Below are 23,025 nucleotides of genomic sequence, written 5' to 3'. Positions count from 1 at the left end.
ATGATAAATCAAAGCTCCCGTACGCGACTCATCGAAATTCCTGAGATGCGCCGTATCCGTCGTATTCATTTTATCGGTATTGGTGGCGCGGGCATGTGTGGTATTGCCGAAGTGCTACTTAATCAAGGCTATCGGATTGCAGGTTCAGATGCCAAAGCCAGTAAAACGACGGCTCGTCTTCAAGATTTAGGGGCAGATATTTTTATTGGCCATGCCGCAGAAAATATTCAAGGTTCGGATGTTGTGGTTGTATCAACGGCCATTGACAGCACGAATCCTGAAGTGGTTGCAGCGCGTGAGCAACGTCTGCCTATCGTCCGTCGTGCAGAAATGCTTGGCGAGTTAATGCGCTATCGTCACGGCATTGCGATTGCGGGCACACACGGTAAAACGACGACGACGAGTCTGGTCACCTCGATTTTAGCCGAAGGCGGCTTTGACCCGACCTTTGTGATTGGTGGTTTGTTAAATAGTGCAGGTACAAACGCCAAATTGGGCGGTAGCCGTTATTTGGTAGCGGAAGCGGATGAAAGTGATGCTTCTTTTTTACATTTGCAACCTATGGCTGCCGTTGTTACCAATATTGATGCTGACCATATGGATACCTATGGCGGGTCTTTTGAAAAGCTAAAAGATACCTTTATCGAATTCTTACATAATTTACCCTTTTATGGCTTGGCGGTGGTTTGTGGCGATGACCCCGTCATTCGGGAGTTGCTACCTCGTATTGCACGGCCAACAGTGACCTACGGTTTTGCAGAAGCTAATGATGTGCGTGCAGTGGATATTTGCCAAGACGGTATGCAAACACGATTTACGGTTTTGCGTCCTCACCATCCACCGTTGGCCGTTAGCCTTAATTTGCCAGGTTTACACAATGTCTTAAATGCCTTAGCCGCGATTGCTATCGCAAGCGATGAAGGCGTAGATGAGCAAGCCATTCAAACGGCTCTAGCCAACTTTCAAGGCGTGGGTCGACGTTTTCAACAATACGGTGAGTTTGCGACCACACAAGGTCAGACCGTACGTTTAGTGGATGATTATGGTCATCATCCCAGAGAAGTAGAAGCGACATTAAAAGCAGCAAGACAAAGTTTTCCTGACCGTCGTTTGGTCTTGATGTTTCAACCGCACCGTTATACCCGTACCCGTGATTGCTTTGAAGATTTTGTACAGGTTTTATCACAGGTGGATGTTTTATTATTGTTAGATGTTTATTCGGCAGGCGAAAAACCGATTGCAGGCGCAGATGGTCGTACCTTGGCGCGTAGTATCCGAGCACGCGGTTTAGTTGAACCGATTTTTATTGAAAAAATAGAGGAATTACCTACCTTATTACCGTCCGTGTTACAAGCGAATGACGTATTGTTAACCCAAGGTGCGGGCACTGTGGGGGCAATTGCCTTAGAATTAGCCCAACACGGTTTATATTTAAGCAAAATATAACGTCCATGATAGGAGGTTGGCACTGTTTGTGCTGTTTCTCCTAGTCAAAGGTGTGTCGTTTTAAGCTAAATCATCAGGGCTATTGGTCTTGGGTGGGTGAAGTAAATGATGGGTTAACCGTGATGCATGTTCCGTTATCATCAAGCTCAAAATGGATGTTTTTGCTACGGTGTTGTGTGATTGAAACAAGCAATCATGTAGCTTAGGCGACTTATCCCTTCCAAAACACACCTTGGTTCACCAATAGCCAACTATCCAATAGACTTTACTTTCTTTGAGTAAGAACATGAGTAGTGCAGTACAACAATTTGGTCGTGTCGCTGTGTTATTAGGCGGAACATCGGCAGAACGTGAAATTTCTTTGATTAGTGGTCAGGCGGTATTGTCAGCTTTACAAGCCGCGGGTGTTGATGCCCATGCTTTTGACCCCGCACAACAAGCCATTGCCGATATCCTGCAATTTGACCGTGCTTTTATCGTCTTACATGGACGTGGTGGTGAAGACGGCACCATGCAAGGTGCTTTAGAGCTACTGCATATTCCCTATACAGGCAGTGGCGTACTTGCGTCAGCCTTGGGGATGGACAAAGCACGCACCAAACAATTGTGGTTAGGCTGTGGACTCCCAACACCTGCCTATGCCCAATTACGTGCTGATACCGATTTTGCGCAGGTGGTTGCTCAATTAGGTTTGCCTTTAATGGTGAAGCCTGCTCACGAAGGCTCTAGTATCGGTATGCGTAAAGTAGAAAAAGCCGAAGACTTACAACCCGCGTATGCCTTTGCTGCACAATATGACAGCGAAATTATTGCAGAGTCATGGGTAACGGGTCGTGAATATACGGTGGTTATTTTGGCAGGTAAAGCCTTGCCTGTTATTCGTTTACAACCGCATCAAAGTCATGGTTTTTATGATTTTGACGCAAAATATAAAGCCAACGATACGCAATATTTGTGTCCTTGTGGCTTGAGCCCTGATGATGAGGCGACATTACAAGCCATCGCGCTCGAAGCATTTGAAAAGGTGGGGGCACAAGGATGGGGACGTATTGACGCCATGCAAGATGAGCAAGGTAACTTCTGGTTATTAGAGGTGAATACGGTACCTGGTATGACTGACCACTCCTTAGTTCCGATGGCCGCACGAGCCGCAGGGATCAGTTTTCAAGACTTAGTGCTCAGTATTTTGTCGCAAACCGTGAAATAAACTCGAATCCAACCCGAATACAGTAGTATCATTGTAGACTTTGCCAAGTATTTGTTGAAACACGCAAGGGATAAATATCTGCGTTAAGAATGACGACCTTTGCCTGTGCTAAGGTCACCTAATGTGCGTTGATTCGGGTGGGTATTGAGACCCTAATTTTTTAGTCGTGAGATTTTTGGTTATGCCGTCACATGCGTCAAGCAATCAAGCCCCGCTCGTGCTGACTGGCACGCAACGCCATTTGCGTACTGTTTGGCGTGTGCTGAGCTTTTTGTGGTTGCTCGCTGCGTTTGCCTTATTAGGTTGGGGATTAATGGGTTTGGTGCATGAATTGCAACGTAAAGCCCCCTTAGCGCTGGTTCAAGTAGAAGGTGACATCAGTGTGGCCGACCGAGAAGAACTATCTGCGCGGCTAAAACCCGTCGTACAAGGCAGTTATTTTAGTACAGACTTAGTGGCGATTCGAGATGCCGTTTTGGCCTCACCGTGGGTAGAAAGCATGTCTGTACAACGTCGTTGGCCTGATGGTATTCGTGTCATCGTGGTAGAAAAGAAGGCGGTTGCGCGTTGGGGAAGTAAAGGGTATTTGAGTGCAAAAGGTGAAGTGTTTCAACCTAAAGTGAGCCAACAAAACACCGATTTACCGTTATTATTTGGCCCCGTGGGCAAAACAGCGTATGTGATGGACCAATATCGTAGCTTTAATGAGCGTTTTCGTGAGTTAAAATTGCGCGTGGTGGAATTGCACTTAACCGAGCGTAGAACATGGTTTATTCGTTTTGATAATGGCATTCAAGTGGTACTAGACCAAAACTTTATCAATGAAAAACTGCAACGATTTACCAAACTCTATCAGCGTGAATTAACCCCTTATGCTGACCGTATTGCCACCATAGATTTACGTTATCGTAATGGACTCGCAGTAGCATGGAAAGAAGGCCTTGCGGTGCCTGTAACGCATAACCAATTACAGCGTTTGCCTGCAATGTAATGGTAGCAGGGTGAATCTAACGCGTATTGTGAACAGTATTTAGGTGATTTTTTAGACATTAACAGACTTGATGTTCTAATCAATCACGACACAAAAATTGTAATCATTACCTGTTGGTAATGTTGACTGAGCCTAAAATCACATGGGTGATGGTATGGTAGATGCCGATAACTTGATTGTTGCTTTAGACGTTGGTACGTCTAAAATTATTGTTTTAATTGCACAAATTACTGCTGACAAAGATTTGGAAGTAGTAGGTGTGGGCAAAAGTCCGTGTACAGGCTTAAAGCGCGGTATGGTGGTGGATATTGATGAAACCACCCGTGCGATTCAAACGGCGATTAAAGAAGCCGAAAATATGGCCAATTGTAGTGTACACTCTGCTTTTGTGGGCATAGCGGGCAATCATATCCATAGTCGTAATTTACAAGGTGTGGTGCATATTCGTAGTGGCGAAGTCACAGAAATAGATATGGATGCTGTCTTGGATAATGCGAAAACAGGTGCTATCTTACCCGAACAAAAAGTATTACATCTGGTGTCACAAGAGTTTAGTGTTGATGGCCAATATGATATTCGTAATCCGATGGGTATGTCGGGCGTACGACTAGAAGGACATTATCATCTCGTCACCTGTGGTTTGAGTGCACTGCAAAATTTAGAAAAATGTGTACACGGCGCATGTATCAATATTGATGATATTATTTTAGAACCCTATGCGGCCGCTAATGCGGTACTCACTGAAGACGAAAAAACCTTGGGGGTCTGCTTAATTGATATTGGTGCAGGGACAACAGACCTTGCAGTGTATACACACGGGGCATTGCGATATACAGAAATTGTGGCCGTCGGTGGCGACCATGTGACCAATGATATTGCCCATGTCTTGCGTACCCCGTTACAAGAAGCAGAACAATTAAAAATAAAACAAGCCTGTGCACAGTCTATTTCAGTCAAGCGCGAAGAATATATCAATGTGCCTAGCACAGGTGACCGTGCGCACCGTAAACTAGAGCGCCATGTCTTAGCGTCTATTGTTGAAGCGCGTTATGTGGAATTGTTCGAATATATTCGTGACCAGTTACAACACACAGGATTAGCCGAATATTTAAGTGCAGGGATTGTGTTGACAGGTGGTGCTGCGCGTATTGAAGGCGCAGCAGCGTTGGCAGAATCGATTTTTGGTATGCAAGTACGCATTGGTGTACCTAATTTACGCCCCGAAGGCAATGGACAAATTGTCAGAAATCCTGTTTACGCCACCAGTGTGGGTTTATTGATGGCGGGTAGAGACAAAGTACTTGAGTTACGAGCCACGCAGCCACCGCGTCGTAAAACATTGGTTGCGGCAGATGGTATCGTGCAACGTTTACGTGCTTGGTTAGAAGAACATTTCTAACAGAAGCCAACACAGATTTAAGCCTATGAATTGGTTGTAATTACTAAATTAGTCCCAATTCATAGACAAATTTACAGAGTAGGGCTTATACCTTGCAAAAATATGCACATTCTCTGAGCTTATCAGCGATAATGTATAAGTCCTGAGGCCTTAACTGATATACCGTGTAAAGATTAGGTATTAGTTAACAGTAGCAGTATGATTATTCTTTGGCAGGAGAAATCACATGGGTATTTTCAAAATCGCAGATGATCAACAAAGTCATCAAAAATTACAGGGTCCTGTCATCAAGGTCTTTGGTGTCGGTGGTGGCGGTAGTAATGCTGTAGAGCACATGGTGCAAAGCCATTTATATGGGGTAGATTTCATCTGTGCAAACACAGATATGCAAGCATTGACCAAAATGAGTTCCCCCAATGCCGTACAATTAGGTGCTGAATTAACCCGCGGTTTGGGAGCGGGCACGAATCCAGAAGTAGGGCGTCAAGCAGCTTTAGAAACCCGTGAGCAAATTATTGAATCCTTAAAAGGCGCTGATATGGCCTTTATTACCGCAGGTATGGGGGGTGGTACAGGAACAGGTGCAGCCCCTGTGATTGCCGAAGTGGCGCGTGAAATGGGAATCCTGACCGTAGGCGTTGTGACTCGTCCATTCCCGTTTGAGCGTCGCGACCATTTGGCAGACCAAGGTATTGAAGAATTATCTCAACATGTCGATTCCTTAATTACCATTCCAAATGCCAAACTCTTAAAAGTATATGGTAATAAAATCTCCCTCATTGAAGCCTTCAAAAAAGCAAATAACGTCTTGTTTGAAGCAGTGCGTGGTATTTCTGACATGATTACCCGTCCTGGTATGATTAACCTTGACTTTGCTGACGTACGTAATGCGATGCGTGACCGTGGCTTGGCGATGATGGGAACAGGCATTGCCTCTGGAACAGACCGTGCACGTGAAGCCACCTTAAAAGCAATTAACAGTCCACTGTTAGATGATATTAAATTAGAAGGTGCAACGGGTTTGTTAGTCTCTATTGCGGGTAATGAAGACCTCGGCTTAGAAGAATATACCACCGTGGGCGAAATTGTAGAGCCTTTGGCGGCACAAGGCATTGCCATTAAAATTGGCATGATTGTTGACCCCGATATTGGCGACGATATTCGTGTTACCGTGGTCGCAACGGGTTTAACCAAAGCACAAGCTGCGACGGCAGGGGTACAAGCGACAGCAACCGCGGCGGCTCGCCCACGTGCACCTTTAGGGGGAATGCCTGCTGCACCAAGTCGTGGTTATGAAGATTTTGACACGCCATCTGTTTTGAAAAAGCAGCAAGCTGCGCCTGCACCTGCACAAAAACCCGCAGAGTCTAAGTCGGACTTATTAAATATCCCGTCCTTTTTGCGTCGCCAACAAAGCGAATAAGCACTAAACCACTGGCCTTCAAGCCATATTCTGGCTTGAAGGTCGGTTCAAAGTGTTACTAAATATTACAAGAGTCTAGCGCTCACTCACATTTCTCCGAAAAATCTTACCCATTCGCCATACTCGCAAACTAACTCTCCGTTTTGCACAACACAACAGGTGCAAAAAATCGTACATGGCCTTGTTATAACGTTTCTCGCAGGTAGAGCAAATACCAATACGCTCTTATCAAACTGCCCGATTGACGGGCACATGTGTTTATAGCGAGGAAATGATCATGAAAACTTCAACTAAATATGCCGTTGTTGCAGTTTTAGGTATAGGGACAGCAGGCCTGAGTGTTGCTGAAGAGCGTCCATATTTAGGCATACAGTACGGACAACTTCAGACTGAAGATATTCAGATGCCCAATCAACAAACGCTGAAGCTCAATCATCTTGGATTGGTTGTAGGGGCAAATATATTGCCAGCCATCGGATTAGAAGCGCAATACTCCACCAGTTTAGAAGATTATGATTTGGGATTAGGTTCAACCTTAGCCACAGAGACTTTAGCAGCTTATGCCAAACTACAAACACCAACACCTGTGTATGTGAATAGTCGTATAGGTGTCGCTAGAGTCAATTATGAACAAACGGGATTGTTTACTCAGAGCAAGACACATACCAGTGGTATTGCCTATGGCTTAGGTGCAGGTCTTAAATTAGTAGATACCGCGAGTATAGAAATAGGCTATACCCGTTTACCTGATACAGAAGTGCAGGGACAGGCCACACACAAAAATGAGTTGGTGACAATGGGTATAAATTTTCATTTCTAAGGTGAGGGGGCTGATGATATGTGATGTAGCCCCCTATATAGATTAAGCTACTTAATCAATCACGACGAATTATTAGACAAAACTTGCACAAATGTGAAAAAGTGTTACTATGCCCGTCTAAGTTTGAAACATTTTGTCACAATGCTGCGCCAACGAACCCTCAAAAATACGATTCGTGCCTCTGGTATTGGTTTACACAGTGGCCAAAAGGTCTATCTCACGCTAAAACCCAGCGCGATCGATAGCGGTATTGTTTTTCGTCGTACAGACCTGCCTACGCCCGTCGATATTCCTGCAAATGCCTTACTCGTTAATGAAACGACCATGTCCTCTAACCTCATTAAAGACGGGGTAAAAGTGGGCACAGTCGAACATTTAATGTCTGCATTGGCAGGTTTAGGGATTGATAATGCAATTATCGAGGTCAGCTCGCCAGAAATCCCGATTATGGATGGTAGTGCAGGTCCGTTTGTATTTTTGTTGCAAGCCGCAGGTATTATTGAACAAAATGCCCCTAAAAAATTAGTGCGTATTAAAAAGCCCATTGAAGTTAGAGCTGGCGATAAAATTGCTGCGTTTATTCCTTATGACGGCTTTCGTGTCGCGTTTACCATTGATTTTGACCATCCTGCCTTTTTAGACGACCATAAAAGTGCCGTTGTTGATTTTTCGACAACTGCTTATGTGAGAGAGGTCAGTCGGGCGCGTACTTTTGGTTTTATGCGTGATATTGAATATCTGCGCTCCCTCAACTTAGCCAAAGGCGGTAGTTTAGAAAATGCCATTGTCTTAAATGACGAGGGCGTGATGAATGCCGATGGTTTGCGTTATGAAGATGAGTTTGTACGCCATAAAATGTTAGATGCTATTGGCGATTTATACATCTTAGGCTATGGCATTATCGGTGAGTTTCAAGGTTACAAATCGGGTCATGCACTCAATAATCAGTTGTTACGTGCTATGCTAGAACAGCCTGATACATGGGAAATTGTGACATTTGATGACGAAGAATTAGCCCCTATTTCTTATGTAAAGGCACATCCCCCCATAGATATCCATTAAATCAAGCACTTAGCGAGTTTTTCTGAGTTTGTTGGCTATTCGTCAGTCTGTCGGCTTGTTAGACGATTATCTTGCCAAACTACGTAAGGCTTCGCTAAGCTCTGCATCCTCAATATGACTCGCTGTTTCTAAAAGTAATGAACGCGTTTGTGGCGAGAGAGGTGTCACCGCCTCAGACTGCGCACGATTCACGTCAATAGACGCAGCTAACAAAATTTGAATACGAAGTATGCCGCTAAATACTGTATGTTGGCGCAACTTTTGCAAGTAATGATTGTGAAGATAACGTAACTGCCCACTCAGGGCGTTATTGGTCGTTTGTAGGGTTAAAATGCCATCTTTATAGGAGGCAACCCGACAATGGTCTTTGATAGCCGTTAACTGCTCAGCAACGATGGCGTTGAGTTTGGCTAAATAGAGTGCTTGTTGTTGTAATTGCAGAAGCAGGGGTGAACCTTTGAGGTCACGACTGCGCTGAAGAGAAATTGCCATAACAAGCCCCTAGGCGGAATAAGTAATCAGTTCGTCATATAGACGTAAATTACGTATTCTGCGCCTTGTTGACAAGCGTTTGTATCCTTATTTGTGATACTTACCCATGTCAGCCAACTAGCAAAATCTGGATTTGCTTGTCAGCCTGCCTATTGTGTACTCACGATGGCGAGTGTGTTCTGTGATAACAGGCATGTGTGGCCGACAAGTGAGAGTGTGTTTGTTTATAGTGATTGTTTTTATCACCGTTAACGAATCAGACACGACAACTGTCAGTCGATTCGGTATAAACCAACACGCTTTCTCTAAAATCCACGTATGGGAGAGAAAGCATGAAAGTATCAGCATGGCGACGTTATGCGGTTAAACCCTTGATGTTACGTCTGACACCCACCACGATTGCCACGTTTGTTGGCTCGGTGAGTTTGTTAGCGGTAGCAGGGGGGGCAATTGGGTATGCGGTCGGTGCTAAAACTACGGTACAAAAAAATACCGCCGCACCTATTGTGGTTAATAGCAATATCGATACAGCAGAAGCTCAACAGCTTAGAGCCATGCAAGCGCGTGTTGCAGAAATGCAAGCACAGTTATTACGTTTAGATGCACTGAGTCAGCATGTGGCCGAAAGTGCACATATTTCTGTACAAGAGTTTTCTTCCGCACCCGCTAAAGATTCTAAGGGTGGACCCTTGACCCAAGATTTAAGCGTCTTAGGTGAGCATAATATCGACTTACGTTTGCAAGAGTTATCGCAGCGTTTGGCACAAAAAGAAACGCAATTACAAGCATTAGACAGCGTGTTATTTAATAAGCGTTTGCAAAATAATCAATCCTATTTGGCTAATTTGCCTGTTCGTAATGCGGCAATCACCTCAACCTTTGGTTATCGTACAGACCCTTTTACAGGACGTGCCGCGTTTCATGGGGGTATTGATTTCTCAGGGGCACAAGGCGCTGATATTTATAGTGTTGCATCAGGCGTGGTGAGTTTTGCTGGTGTTAAAGCAGGTTATGGTAATGTCGTCGAAGTGAATCACGGGAATGGTTACACCACACGTTATGCCCATGCTCAAAGTATTGTCGCCAAAGCAGGGGACTTAGTGGCTAAAGACCAACTGATTGCCTATATGGGGTCTACAGGCCGCTCGACAGGCACTCATTTACACTATGAAGTGTTACTCAATGGCAAACAAATTGACCCTGCCAGTTATGTGGCGGTTGCGTTAAAAAAATAGTTTATCCGTGGGGGCTTAGGCTTAAAAGCCTGAGTGTGCTCTGCCTGTAAATGTGTAAAAGGAGAGGCTAGAGCTTCTCCTTTTTTCATCTAAAATGGTGGTTCTGCCTTTATTGATAGACAGAATTCAAGGTAGAATGTGGCCGTTTTTGGTTGGCCAAATGGATAACAGACCCATCAACTGAAGTCCGAACGTAGATTGTAGCCCTCTAATTGTGTATACCATGTACTATTTTAGATAAAATCGCCACATCTCGCTTGTCTTCTGCTTTTACTGTCCCCATCTTTGGTCAATTGGTATCATCTGAAGATTGACAGAATAACGCTTATTGGGTCATGCAGTCGCACTATGAGAGCTGAGTGTGTACACATAAGCCGTTAATCCAAAATAGTCTCTTTCGTAACCACAATCACAACGTCAACAGACCCCAGAGCCAATGCGGTTGAAGTCGAAATCATGTAATAAAGAGTGGCTTTTATGTTAGCACGCCTCATTAGCGGAATTTTTGGAACAAAAAACGAACGCGAATTAAAACGGATGCAAAAGATTGTTGAAACAATCAATGCCTTAGAACCCAGTATTCAAAGCCTTGATGATGCTGCATTACAGGCAAAAACAGAAGAATTCCGCAATCGCTATACTAAAGGCGAAACGCTAGACCAATTATTGCCCGAAGCCTTTGCCGTCTGTCGTGAAGCCGCTAAACGTGTGATGGGTATGCGTCACTACGATGTACAGCTAATTGGTGGTATGACCCTGCACGAAGGCCGTATTGCAGAAATGCGTACAGGTGAAGGTAAAACTCTCATGGCGACCTTAGCCTCTTACTTAAATGCGCTCAGTGGTCATGGTGTACATGTGGTGACAGTGAACGATTATTTGGCGCGTCGTGATGCTGAGTTAAATCGTCCGCTCTTTGAGTTTTTGGGCATGAAGGTGGGTATTATTCGTTCTATGCAGCCTGCCCAAGAAAAACATGAAGCCTATATTGCAGACATCACTTACGGTACCAATAACGAGTTTGGCTTTGATTATCTGCGCGATAACATGGCCTTTCGCTTAGAGGATAAACATCAGCGCGGCTTGATTTTTGCCATCATCGACGAAGTTGACTCGATTTTGATTGATGAAGCGCGTACGCCACTCATTATTTCGGGTGCAATGGAAGGCTCTTCTCGTTTGTATGAGCAGGTGAATGTTATTCCGCCGCAGTTAGTTGCTCAAAAAGAAGAGGGTAAGCCAGACGGTGGCCATTACTGGGTAGATGAAAAACAACGTCAAATTGAACTCACAGAAGTGGGTTATGACTATGTAGAACAATTATTAGCCCAATTAGGCTTATTGGCTGAAGGCGAAAGTTTATACGCGCCCAGCAAACTCGGTTTGTTGCATCATGTTTTAGCAGCCTTAAAAGCACACGTACTCTTCCAACGTGATGTGCATTATATTGTCCAAGATAATGAAATTATCATTGTTGATGAACATACAGGCCGTACAATGGCGGGCCGTCGTTGGTCTGAAGGGTTGCATCAAGCCATCGAAGCCAAAGAGCACGTTGATATTCAAAACGAAAATCAAACCTTAGCGACAACGACTTTCCAAAACTACTTCCGTCTTTATCAAAAATTGTCGGGTATGACGGGTACTGCCGATACGGAAGCACCTGAGTTTTTACAAATTTATGGTTTAGATGTGGTCGTTATTCCTACTCATAAGCCAATGGTACGTAAAGACCTTGAAGACCTGATTTATCTCAGTAAAGATGAAAAGTTCGAAGCAATTATTCGTGATATTAAAGAGTGCATGGAAAAAGGTGCGCCCGTACTTGTGGGGACGGCGACCATTGAAACCAGTGAATATTTATCCCGTTTATTGCACAAAGAAAAAATTCCGCATCAAGTCTTAAATGCCAAATTCCACGCCCAAGAAGCCGATATTATTGCCCAAGCAGGTCGCCCACGTACGGTGACGATTGCAACCAATATGGCGGGTCGTGGTACAGATATTGTGTTGGGGGGGAACTGGAAAGCGCAATTAGCACAAATTCAAAATCCAACGCCCGCACAAATTGATGCCCTAAAAGCACAGTGGGAACAAGATAACGCCGCCGTGTTAGCATCGGGTGGCTTGCATATTATTGGTACAGAACGTCACGAATCACGCCGTATTGACAATCAGTTGCGCGGTCGTGCAGGTCGTCAAGGCGACCCTGGTTTAAGTCGCTTTTATTTGTCTTTAGAAGACGATTTAATGCGTATTTTTGCCAGCGACCGTGTACGGAATATGATGCGGTCTTTAGGTATGCAAAAAGGCGAAGCGATTGAGCACCGTTGGGTCACTCGTTCGATTGAAGGGGCGCAACGTAAAGTAGAGGCGCGTAACTTTGATATGCGTAAAAACCTCTTAAAATACGATGATGTCGCCAACGAACAACGCCGTGCCATTTATGGTCAACGTGATGATGTCTTGGCAGCGAGTAGCTTGGCCGATAGCTTTGAAAATATGTACGATGATGTGATTGCCACTGTTGTCACTGAGTTTATACCGCCACAAAGCATTGAAGACCAATGGGACATTGCAAGTTTAGAAAAAGGGTTGCAGGCCGACTTTGGTATCGAGTTACCGATTCAGCAATGGTTAGATGAAGATAACCGCTTAGACGAAACTGGCTTACGTAAGCGTATTGCCGAATCTGCGCGTGCTGCCTATCGTCAGCAACGCAGTAAAATGGGTGACGATGTTGCCAATATGATTGAAAAACAAATCATGTTGCAGATTTTAGACCGTCATTGGAAGGAACATTTAGCGGCAATGGATTACCTGCGTCAAGGCATTCACTTACGAGGTTATGCGCAAAAGAATCCTGAGCAAGAATACAAACGTGAAGCGTTCCAACTGTTCCAACAATTATTAGGTGCGGTCAAACTCGAAGTCGTACAAACTTATGCCCGTATTCATGTGCCCAGTGCCGACGAAGTTGCTGCAATGGAAGCACAACAAGCCGCCGAAGCGGCCGCTATGCAAATGCAGTTTGAACATGCACAAGTTGATGGTTTGCCTGATGCCGAAGGTAACATTTCGGTGACGGTTGAAGAACCTACCACGAGCCATGCGAATCCTTTTGCGGGGCAACACATTGGTCGTAATGATCCCTGTCCTTGTGGCTCAGGCAAAAAATATAAACATTGTCATGGTCAACTTGCGTAATACGCTTGTAGTACTGAAAAAAAGGGCTATCAGTAGCCCTTTTTTACTAAACGGGTAATAGCTGCGCTCACGGTTATTGCTCATTCATATTGTCCTTCTGATAAAAAAGGAAACAATAATGGCTGTTGGTGATTTATCTATGCCTATTATGCATCCTGTTAAGGGTGTACGTATTGGAATCGCGGAAGCATATATTCGATATAAAAATCGTAAAGATTTAGTGGTCTTTGAATTGGCAGCGTCTGCCAACACCGCCGCAGTATTTACCACCAATGCCTTTTGTGCTGCGCCTGTACAAGTAGCCAAAGCCAATTTAGCTCAAGCCAATAGCCGTTATTTAATTATTAATACGGGTAATGCGAATGCAGGGACAGGCACCACAGGCATGACCAATGCGTTGCGTAGCTGTGCTGCCTTAGCAGAATTGGCGCATATTCAAGCAGAAGCGGTATTGCCTTTTTCGACTGGCGTGATTGGTGAACAATTACCGATTGCTAAATTAGAAGCAGGATTACCCGCCGCCTTAGCCGCATTACAAGAGGATAATTGGTCGGCAGCAGCAACAGGCATTATGACCACCGACACCTTACCTAAAGGGGCAAGTGAACAATTTACGGTTGACGGTGTGACGTATACCATCACGGGTATTTCTAAAGGCGCAGGCATGATTCGCCCGAATATGGCGACGATGTTAGGTTTTGTGGCAACCGATGTGGCGGTAGAGCGCGGCTTGTTGCAAAGTCTATTAGCCGAAGTAACCGAGCAATCTTTCAACCGTATTACCATTGATGGCGATACCTCTACCAATGATGCGTGTGTGTTAGTAGCGACAGGTGCCGCAGGGAATCCCCTGATGACTGAGCGTAACGGTGCGTTATATGAGGCCTTTTTTGCTGCCTTACAACGTAGCTTTTTGCGTTTGGCACAATTAATTGTGAGAGATGGTGAAGGCGCAACCAAGTTTATGACGGTCAAAGTGGAAGGTGGTGCAAATACGCAGGAGTGCTGTGATGTCGCTTATGCCGTAGCACATTCGCCACTGATTAAAACCGCGTTTTTTGCTTCTGACCCTAACTGGGGACGTATTTTAGCGGCGATTGGTCGTAGCGGTGTGCCGAACTTAGATGTCAGTAAAATCAATGTCTATTTGGACGATGTCTGTATTTGTGAAAATGGTGGTGCAGCCGTCAGTTATCGTGAAGAATTGGGCGCAGCCGTGATGAAACAACCCGAAATTACCATTCGTATTGTCTTAAATCGTGGCGAGGCTAACGATACCGTATGGACATGTGATTTTTCCTATGATTATGTGAAAATCAATGCCGATTATCGGTCTTAAGAAAAGGGCTGGTAGGGGGAAGCAATGTTCCCTCTACCAAGATGCAGGGCTGCATGGTCTGTGTAGTAATGACATACTGACAGGACATAGGCGTTTATTTTTACTCGTATTTTAGACATTTTTGATGCCTTTATACTGGTAAAACATATTCAGTGTCATAAAGCGCCTAAGCCCTGAATCCGTTCAACTTAGGCCATATCAAATCGGTCTAAATTCATCACTTTAGTCCATGCCGCGACAAAATCTTTGACAAACTTAGTTTGATTATCTTGTTGGGCATACACCTCCGCAATGGCGCGTAATTGCGAATTTGAACCAAAAATCAAATCCACACGTGAGCCTAAATACTTAACCTGACCAGTTTTGCGGTCGCGTCCTTCAAACACATCGGCTTGTTCGGATGTGGGTCGCCAAACCGTAGCCATATCCAACAAATTGACAAAAAAGTCATTGGTTAATAGACCTTGCCGCGCACTAAACACACCCATTGCCGAGCCATTATAATTTGCCCCCAAAACACGCAAACCACCAATCAATACCGTCATTTCGGGCGCACTCAGGGTTAATAATTGCGCTTTATCAATCAATAATTCCTCAACACCGACACTAAAGGTTTTGGCTTGATAATTTCTAAAACCATCGGCTTGGGGTTCTAATACGGCAAAAGACTCAACATCGGTTTGTGCTTGGCTGGCATCGGTGCGGCCTGCATTAAACGGCACTGTCACGGTATGACCTGCGGCCTTTGCGGCGTGTTCGATGGCGGCATTACCACCCAATACAATCAAATCTGCCAACGAGACTTTTTTACCCGTCGTTTGTACCTGATTAAATTGCTGCTGAATAGCTTCATAAACGGCTAATACTTTAGCGAGTTGTGCAGGCTGATTCACTGCCCAATCTTTTTGTGGCGCTAAACGAATACGCGCACCATTAGCACCACCCCGTTTATCTGAACCACGGAAAGTTGATGCGGATGCCCAAGCGGTAGACACTAATTCGGACACTGTTAAACCTGAAGCTAAAATCATGGCTTTTAAGTTAGCAATGTCTTGTTCATCAATCAGTGCATGATCAACGGCAGGAATCGGGTCTTGCCAAATCAAGTCTTCGGCAGGCACTTCACTACCCAAATACAAGGCTTTTGGCCCCATATCACGATGGGTTAACTTAAACCATGCACGCGCAAAGGCATCGGCAAAGGCTTGTGGGTCTTGCAAAAAACGCCGCGAAATTTTTTCATAAGCAGGGTCAAAACGTAAGGATAAATCGGCTGTGGTCATCATCGGTGGATGTTTTTTGCTCGGGTCATGGGCATCGGGAATCAAATGTTCAGGCTTACAATCTTTGGCCACCCATTGATGTGCGCCTGCGGGACTTTTGGTCAATTCCCACTCATAGCCAAACAACATCTCAAAATAGCCGTTATCCCATGTGGTTGGATTGGGTTTCCACGCGCCTTCAATACCACTGGTTGTTGTGTGTACGCCCTTGCCTGTACCCAATTTATTTATCCAACCCAAACCCTGTTCTTCAATCGCTGCCCCTTCGGGTTCTGCACCGACTAATTTCGGGTCGCCTGCACCATGCGCTTTACCAAAGGTGTGACCACCTGCTACCAATGCCACTGTTTCTTCATCATTCATCGCCATACGGGCAAACGTCTCGCGCACATCTCGGCCAGAGGCGACAGGGTCTGGATTACCATTTGGCCCTTCGGGGTTGACATAAATTAAGCCCATTTGTACCGCAGCTAAAGGATTATCTAATTCGCGTTCGCCTGTGTAGCGTTTATCACCTAACCACGTGTCTTCATTACCCCAATAAATATCTTCTTCGGGTTGCCAAATATCCACACGGCCACCGCCAAAACCAAAGGTCTTAAAGCCCATCGATTCTAAGGCGACATTACCTGCCAAAATCATTAAATCTGCCCAAGAAATGCTGTTGCCATATTTTTGTTTAATCGGCCACAATAAACGGCGAGCTTTGTCTAAATTGCCATTGTCAGGCCAACTATTCACAGGCGCAAAACGTTGATTGCCTGTACCGCCACCACCACGACCATCAGCGGTGCGATACGTGCCGGCGCTGTGCCACGCCATACGAATAAACAAACCACCATAATGTCCCCAATCGGCTGGCCACCAGTCTTGGGAGTCGGTCATCAGGTTTGTAAGGTCTTGTTTTAGAGCAGAGTAGTCAATTTTTTTGAAGGCGTCGGCATAATTAAAGTCTGCGTCCATTGGGTTAGAGGCAGGACTGTGTTGATGTAAAATGTTAAGGTTTAATTGTTTTGGCCACCAGTCACGGTTAGAACGTGCGCCAGCCGTTGTAGTTTGATTGTGCATGGTGGCAAACGGACATTTAGATGGAGTAGACATCATCGCTTCCCTCGGTTGATTTATGTTTGGGTTGGTATAAACAAGGGTAGACAAGGGAGATGATTTGCGCCAATGATATAATTCTATGATTTCAATAGTTTTTAACTATGCACATCCCGAAGCAGACGCAATCACTCGCTCATCTTTATTTAGTAAGTATGTTGAAGAGAGCCACCGTTGACATGGACATTTTCACCGACATAAAACTTGGGGTCGTAAGCAAAACTAAATTGACGCGAACCGCCGTTATCCATTTGTACGGTGATATGATAGCCATCAATACGTCGCCCTTGCTGTTCTAACTGATTACCTGCCATTGCACCACCCAGCGCCCCAATAGCCGTCATAGCGCGTTTGCCGTCACCTTTGCCAAATTGATGACCCATGACACCACCAATAATCGCGCCACTCATTGCCCCTAAACCACTAGGCTGAGTTTCTGACACCGAATGGCGAATGGCCACGATAGTGCCACAATTATCACAGATTTTGCTTTCCATTTTTTTAGGTGTGGTTGCCACGTCATTGGTGTTTTTGATACTTGTTGTTTTGGGTTTAGTTAAGACATATTCAGGTTCTTGGCTAGCAGTTTTATATACGTTGCTGTGTTTATGACTAGCGGCTGTTTTGTCTACCTTGGGGGGGTGTGGTGCGATAACAGGGGGCGTCTGTACACTTGGCGTAGCCTGTTTTTCTGTGTGTGTGCTTTGAGCAGTCGTTAACGCAAGCACTGGCGTGGGCGAGGAGACGGGGGGTGTCAGCACTGTTGGTGTTGCAGGTTGAGAAGGCGTTGCAGTCAGATGCGGTGCGAGGGCAGAAGACGTTTGAGGCAATAAGCCTGTCATATAAGCAATACCCACACCGCTAAATAAAATAACACTAATAGAAGCCGTTGCCACTAAAGGGTGTAGGCTGGGTGTTGGAGACGAGTGATTCATGGTTGTGGTTTCCAAAATTTTTCAAATAATTATGATTAAAGATAGCTTAAAAAATCAGCATATTTCGTTATGAAACGGTAAAAAACGTATCAGTTTGTCAACATATTGAGAGGCGATGAGCTAAACGCTGAGTAAAAAATTCGATAAACTCGTCGTTTTAGATACGGATAAGATAATGTTAAACGTGGTTGCAGCCGTGATTCATAATCCACAAGGCCAATTATTGATTGCCCAGCGTCCGCTACATAAACATCAAGGGGGGTTGTGGGAGTTTGCAGGGGGGAAGGTGGATGCTGATGAAACACCCGAACAGGCATTAGTCAGAGAGTTACAGGAAGAATTAGGTATTCAAGCAACGGAATATCGACGCTTATTGACAGTAGAGCATCATTATCCCGATAAATCGGTACGTTTACAGGTATTTAGAGTGACTCGTTTTACGGGCGAAGCACACGGTGCTGAAGGGCAGCCTGTGTTATGGATAACGCCTGCACAATTCGCTGACTATGCCTTCCCTGCGGCTAATGGTCCTATTATTAAAGCCGCTTTATTACCCGAAAAATACCACATCACGCCAGAACCACATGAGGTTGGCGGTGACCTAGTTGCTTGGTTAACACCGCGTATCACGCAGGGAATGTTTGTGTGTTTACGTGCCAAAACCTTAGCTAAAGCAGATTATTTGACGTTGGCACAACAGGTCGCTGTGATATGTCAACAACGGCAGGCTGCATTGATATTGCATTATCATGTCGATTTATTGGTAGACGTGCCGTTGGCGGCAGGCTTGCATCTCACCGCACAGCAACTGCATAGTGTACAGAGTCGCCAAGACTTAGGTTTAGCCGCACAGCATTATCTGTGGGTGTCGGCACACAATATCACAGAACTGAATCAGGCTTGGTGTTTAGGGGCAGATGCAGCGACTTTGTCGCCAATCAAAAACACAGTTTCTCATCCCGAACAAACGGGATTAGGGTGGCCATATTTTGTGGCGTGTGTGCAGCAAGCAAAACTGCCTGTTTATGCTTTGGGTGGTATGTTGATGCAGGATACACACCTTGCCCAACATTATGGGGGGCAAGGCATTGCGGGGATACGTGGTTTATTTAGCTAATAGTTTATCGACGGCTGCAATTAAGGATGCTTCAGTCACAGGTTTGGTGAGGTATTCACTGGCACCCTGACGTAAGCCCCATAAACGGTCAGTGGCCTGATTTTTGGTGCTAACCATAATAATGGGGATATGAGCAGTTTCTGGGTCTTTGGAAATCTTGCGTGTTGCCTGAAAACCATTGGTTTCGGGCATTACGACATCCATCAGAATGAGGTCGGGTTTGCTTTTTTTGGCCGTTGCAACGCCAATTTCACCAGTGTTTGCAAATGAACAAATATGTCCATATTTATGCAACATCTGACTAAGACCAGCTTGTTCTGTGGGGGAATCATCAATAATCAAAATATGCGCCATACATGCCTCTAGGCTTGTTTTTGTTCCAAAAGTGTCTGTCGATGACAGGCTGAATTTATGTTCTAACTATATAAGAATCGTAGCAAATATCTAGACCTACTGGGCATTTATTTCTAATGCCTTGATAGTGCTGAGTATAACGCGATTCATGACCAAAAAATTGCTTAGTTGCGTCAATCCTCGCTAATGCTGAATACCCTGTAAACTTTGCGCTAAAGACAAGGCATGATGGTCGGATAAACTGGCAATAAAGTCGAGCATTTGCATCAGTCCTAAATATAAATTATCTGTACTATCAATAATTTGGCCACCCAATAACTGTTGTAATCGTTGCTGCTTAAACGTCAGGGCTTGTTGTTTATAACTACAGGCTGTCATCTCGGCAAACGCATTGAGTAAGGTATGTAAACTGGCATAAGCTGCTAGTTCGAGCTGTGCTTTTTGCGGGTGATTAAAAATACGCTCTCGTGCCAATGCTTTGGCGGCGTCAATACCCTCAGATAAGGTAGCAGAGCAGTGATTTAATAAGCTACCCGTTAATTGACCAGTTAATAACGCCTCTTGTTGTTGGGCAAAGGCTTCACTGACCGCATTTACTAATTTTTCAATGGCTTTACCGCGTAAAGCCGCAATTTTTTGTGGGGCGGGTACAGTCTGACGTAACTCGGGTGGTGGCGGTAAATCATCTAATAATTGTAGAAATAAGGGTTCAATTTCTTCATATCTGAGCATACCCAACGCCAAGCCATCTTCTAAATCAATCAAGGTATAACAAATATCATCAGCCGCCTCCAGTAAATAGGCGAGGGGATGGCGACACCAACGAAAATCGCCTTGTTGCACTAAACCCAGTTGTTCGGCAATCGTGGCTAAAAGGTGTTTTTCGGTATGATAACAACCAAATTTGGCACGTTTATGGCTGGCCACCCCACCCGACAAAGGCTGCGATAACCACGGATATTTTAAGTACGCGCCCAGCGTGGCATAGGTCAGTCGCATACCGCCTTCATTGGGGTGATATTCTAATTGGCTTAAAATACGTAAGCCTTGCGCGTTGCCTTCAAACTGACATAAATCGGCTGCTTGTGCAGGGGCTAAAAGGGCAATTAAATGTGCTTGTGCAGGTTGTAAAAACCAATCTCGAATGGCGTATTCGCCCGCATGGCCAAAAGGAGGATTGCCAATATCATGGGCTAAACATGCGGCTTGAATAATCGCCCCAACATCGGCAGGTGATACCCAATGTGGAAGTTGGTCAATAATTTTATCCGCCGCTAACATCCCTAAGCTACGCCCCACACAAGAAACTTCTAAACTGTGAGTCAGGCGGGTATGAACGGCATCGTGTTGGGCGAGTGGGTGAACCTGAGTTTTACGATTGAGCCGTCTAAATCCACCCGAAAATACAATACGGTCATAGTCTTTATGAAAAGGGCTACGTGCGGTTTCATCGTGTGCTTTGCGACTGCCTAAACGTGCAGGATTCAGGAGTTTAGGCCATGACATCATCATAAGAAAACATCCTAGTTTAGGGGGAGAAGTCAGTATTGAAATAAATGATGACAATAGCAAGACAATTTAGCTTAACAAAGACGGAATATGTCGCTGGATTGCGTGGTTAATGGTAAACATCCTAAATGATGTATTTTTATAGTAGTGAGCATCATGCAGATAGCGTTTGAGCCTTATCAAAAAGCAGGAGGCGGATATGGCTCAAATAGCCATCTTATGCTATGTTTTATTGAGTGTTTTATGTACGAAGAATAACTGAGTGGAATATAAGATATGGCTTTTATTACAGGTACAAACGGGAATGATAATCTGATTAGTCTAGCAAGTGATGACCAAATTGATGGTCTAGCGGGTGATGACATCTTATCCTATAACTATGCAACCGATGGGGCAGACCTGATTAATTTAGGTTCGGGCATGGATAAAGTGCTATTCACAGGTGCTTCCAATTATATATTACGTATGACATTCTCCAGTGCCGACGTTGGTAATAACAATAGCAACAATGTCGCTGATAGTTTGGCTGTTAGTTTACAAATGGAAAATAATATTGGCCAATTAACGGGACATATGACACGCAGTGATGATGAAGGTATTCAGTGGGTTACGGCTGATAATACCCCTTTTTTATTTAAAGTATCTGATGATTATTTTGGCTCACAAGTGCTTGCTGCCGTTTCCACGATAGTCAGTTTGGGAACAGAGCAAAATGATACGCTTAATTCAGTGACTATACGTAATGTGAGTTTAAATAATGCCTATCTAAATGGTGGTGCAGGCAATGACTATTTAATAGCAGGTGCAGAGACCGATTATTTGGTTGGTGGTTCGGGTAATGATACCTTAGATGGAGGACAAGGTGGTGATTGGATGCTCGGTGGTACTGGCAATGATGTTTATTATGTAGACCGAGTCACTGATATTACACGAGAGTTTTTGAATGAAGGTGTTGACACTATTTATAGTACCATAACGCTTAACCTGAGTGATTATAGTGATAATATTGAAATATTGAGACTGCAAGGTAATGCCAACCTAAATGCAACAGGTAATGACCTTGCCAATACATTAGTAGGTAATGCGGGAGACAATATTCTTGATGGTGGTATAGGTACTGATAAAATGGCGGGAGGTCTTGGTCATGATACCTATTATGTGAACACTCTAGGTGATAGCATTATTGAGCGTTATAATGCAGGTTTTGATAAAGTCTATAGTAGTATTGATTATAGCCTTGCCGCTAATATCGAGTATTTACAGTTAACAGATTTAGCTATTCGTGCTAAAGGAAATAGCTTAGATAATGTATTAATTGGAAATAATGAGAATAATATTCTCAATGGTCTTGTAGGTGCGGATACTATGCAAGGTGGTCAAGGTAATGACATCTATTATGTTGATAATAATACAGATATAGTCTTAGAGGACTATAACAGTGGTTCAGACTTAGTTATTCTATCAGTCTTTAATAGCTTTTATTCAATGTCCGCTAACGTCGAAACGCTCCGTAGCGATGGCACTGGAAGTACTTATGTATTAGCTAATGATTTGAACAACAAGATTACTGGCAATATCGGTGATAATTATATATTTGGTGATATAGGTAACGATACTTTACTCGGTGGTGCAGGCAGTGACTGGTTGGATGGTGGTGCGGGAAATGATGTGTTGTATGGAGGAATAGGTGCAGATGCCTACTTCTTTGCACGCGGAGGAAGCCGCGATGTTATCTGGGAAAATGATATCGCGGAGAATGTTGATACACTGAATTTTGAGCCTGGTTTTGCAGGAGCTATAGACGCCGACCAGTTATGGTTTAGTCAGGTAGGTCAGGACTTAAAAGTGAGTGTCATTGGGACAAATGATAGTGTCATCATCAAAAACTGGTATGTCAGTACCCATCATCAAGTTGAGCAATTCCAAGCGAGTGATGGTCGTATGTTAACGAATCTAAATGTGCAAAATTTGGTCAATGCAATGGCAGGTATGACACCTCCTCCATTGGGACAAACCGAGTTTAATGCGGCAGAACACGCACAATATGATGCTGTTATCGCGGCAAATTGGTCAGTAGTATAATTCTATTGCTAAAGCGCCGT

The 23,025-nt window shown here is 44.4% G+C and carries 17 protein-coding genes; 12 read left to right on the top strand and 5 right to left on the bottom strand.

Features of this window, described 5'->3' with window-relative positions:
- The 7 genes from murC (at position 1) to lpxC (ending at position 8,348) form a co-directional block, all read left to right on the top strand.
- Positions 1–1,446, top strand: a complete 1,446-nt coding sequence (gene murC, locus C8N29_RS07245) for a UDP-N-acetylmuramate--L-alanine ligase (RefSeq protein ID WP_107865384.1) — start codon at positions 1–3, stop codon at positions 1,444–1,446.
- Positions 1,447–1,732: 286 nt separating this feature from the next.
- Positions 1,733–2,653, top strand: a complete 921-nt coding sequence (locus tag C8N29_RS07240) for a D-alanine--D-alanine ligase (RefSeq protein WP_107865383.1) — start codon at positions 1,733–1,735, stop codon at positions 2,651–2,653.
- Positions 2,654–2,834: 181 nt separating this feature from the next.
- Positions 2,835–3,644, top strand: coding sequence for a cell division protein FtsQ/DivIB (locus C8N29_RS07235; RefSeq protein ID WP_107865382.1), 810 nt, complete (start codon positions 2,835–2,837; stop codon positions 3,642–3,644).
- A 142-nt stretch (positions 3,645–3,786) separates the two neighbouring features.
- Positions 3,787–5,043 (top strand): cell division protein FtsA, encoded by a 1,257-nt coding sequence (gene ftsA / locus C8N29_RS07230; RefSeq protein WP_204509293.1) that lies wholly within the window; start codon positions 3,787–3,789, stop codon positions 5,041–5,043.
- 226 nt (positions 5,044–5,269) lie between these two features.
- A complete protein-coding gene (gene ftsZ, locus C8N29_RS07225) occupies positions 5,270–6,466 on the top strand; it encodes a cell division protein FtsZ (RefSeq protein ID WP_107865381.1) in 1,197 nt (398 codons plus the stop codon).
- Between the two features lie 277 nt (positions 6,467–6,743).
- The gene (locus C8N29_RS07220; RefSeq protein WP_170106924.1) at positions 6,744–7,286 is read left to right on the top strand and encodes an outer membrane protein; all 543 of its coding nucleotides are present in this window, start codon (positions 6,744–6,746) and stop codon (positions 7,284–7,286) included.
- Positions 7,287–7,427: 141 nt separating this feature from the next.
- The gene (lpxC, locus tag C8N29_RS07215) at positions 7,428–8,348 is read left to right on the top strand and encodes a UDP-3-O-acyl-N-acetylglucosamine deacetylase (protein ID WP_107865379.1); all 921 of its coding nucleotides are present in this window, start codon (positions 7,428–7,430) and stop codon (positions 8,346–8,348) included.
- 66 nt (positions 8,349–8,414) lie between these two features.
- Here lpxC and C8N29_RS07210 read toward each other — a convergent pair whose 3' ends face one another.
- Entirely contained in the window at positions 8,415–8,840 is a 426-nt protein-coding gene (locus C8N29_RS07210; RefSeq protein ID WP_107865378.1) for a DciA family protein, read from the bottom strand.
- A gap of 332 nt (positions 8,841–9,172) precedes the next feature.
- On the opposite strand from C8N29_RS07210, the gene C8N29_RS07205 reads away from it, so the two are divergent.
- From C8N29_RS07205 to argJ, 3 genes are all read left to right on the top strand, one after another.
- On the top strand, positions 9,173–10,075 hold the full coding sequence (locus tag C8N29_RS07205; RefSeq protein WP_107865377.1) for a M23 family metallopeptidase: 903 nt from the start codon (positions 9,173–9,175) through the stop codon (positions 10,073–10,075).
- Positions 10,076–10,552: 477 nt separating this feature from the next.
- On the top strand, positions 10,553–13,282 hold the full coding sequence (gene secA / locus C8N29_RS07200) for a preprotein translocase subunit SecA (RefSeq protein ID WP_107865376.1): 2,730 nt from the start codon (positions 10,553–10,555) through the stop codon (positions 13,280–13,282).
- A gap of 118 nt (positions 13,283–13,400) precedes the next feature.
- Positions 13,401–14,621 carry a bifunctional glutamate N-acetyltransferase/amino-acid acetyltransferase ArgJ gene (gene argJ, locus C8N29_RS07195; RefSeq protein WP_107865375.1) on the top strand — a complete coding sequence of 407 codons (1,221 nt, stop codon included), beginning with the start codon at positions 13,401–13,403 and terminating at the stop codon, positions 14,619–14,621.
- 188 nt (positions 14,622–14,809) lie between these two features.
- On the opposite strand, the gene katG is transcribed toward argJ, so the two are convergent.
- On the bottom strand, positions 14,810–17,005 hold the full coding sequence (katG, locus tag C8N29_RS07190) for a catalase/peroxidase HPI (protein WP_107865374.1): 2,196 nt from the start codon (positions 17,003–17,005) through the stop codon (positions 14,810–14,812).
- Between the two features lie 149 nt (positions 17,006–17,154).
- The gene (locus tag C8N29_RS07185; protein WP_107865373.1) at positions 17,155–17,943 is read right to left on the bottom strand and encodes an outer membrane lipoprotein; all 789 of its coding nucleotides are present in this window, start codon (positions 17,941–17,943) and stop codon (positions 17,155–17,157) included.
- A 175-nt stretch (positions 17,944–18,118) separates the two neighbouring features.
- On the opposite strand from C8N29_RS07185, the gene C8N29_RS07180 reads away from it, so the two are divergent.
- Positions 18,119–19,060, top strand: a complete 942-nt coding sequence (locus C8N29_RS07180) for a Nudix family hydrolase (protein ID WP_107865372.1) — start codon at positions 18,119–18,121, stop codon at positions 19,058–19,060.
- Here C8N29_RS07180 and C8N29_RS07175 read toward each other — a convergent pair.
- Complete coding sequence (locus tag C8N29_RS07175; protein WP_107865371.1) at positions 19,049–19,414, bottom strand: response regulator; 366 nt, start codon at positions 19,412–19,414, stop codon at positions 19,049–19,051. The two genes, C8N29_RS07180 and C8N29_RS07175, sit on opposite strands and share 12 nt — an antisense overlap.
- A 183-nt stretch (positions 19,415–19,597) precedes the next feature.
- A complete protein-coding gene (locus tag C8N29_RS07170; protein WP_107865434.1) occupies positions 19,598–20,920 on the bottom strand; it encodes a deoxyguanosinetriphosphate triphosphohydrolase in 1,323 nt (440 codons plus the stop codon).
- A 279-nt stretch (positions 20,921–21,199) separates the two neighbouring features.
- Between C8N29_RS07170 and C8N29_RS07165 the strand changes: the two genes are divergently transcribed.
- Positions 21,200–23,005 (top strand): calcium-binding protein, encoded by a 1,806-nt coding sequence (locus C8N29_RS07165; RefSeq protein WP_107865370.1) that lies wholly within the window; start codon positions 21,200–21,202, stop codon positions 23,003–23,005.
- Positions 23,006–23,025: the final 20 nt, after the last annotated feature.

Source organism: Agitococcus lubricus, from assembly GCF_003051055.1.
Taxonomy (GTDB): Bacteria; Pseudomonadota; Gammaproteobacteria; order Pseudomonadales; family Moraxellaceae; genus Agitococcus; species Agitococcus lubricus.
The sequence above is the reverse complement of the archived record's forward strand: the minus strand, read 5'-3'. Positions and strand labels throughout refer to the sequence as shown.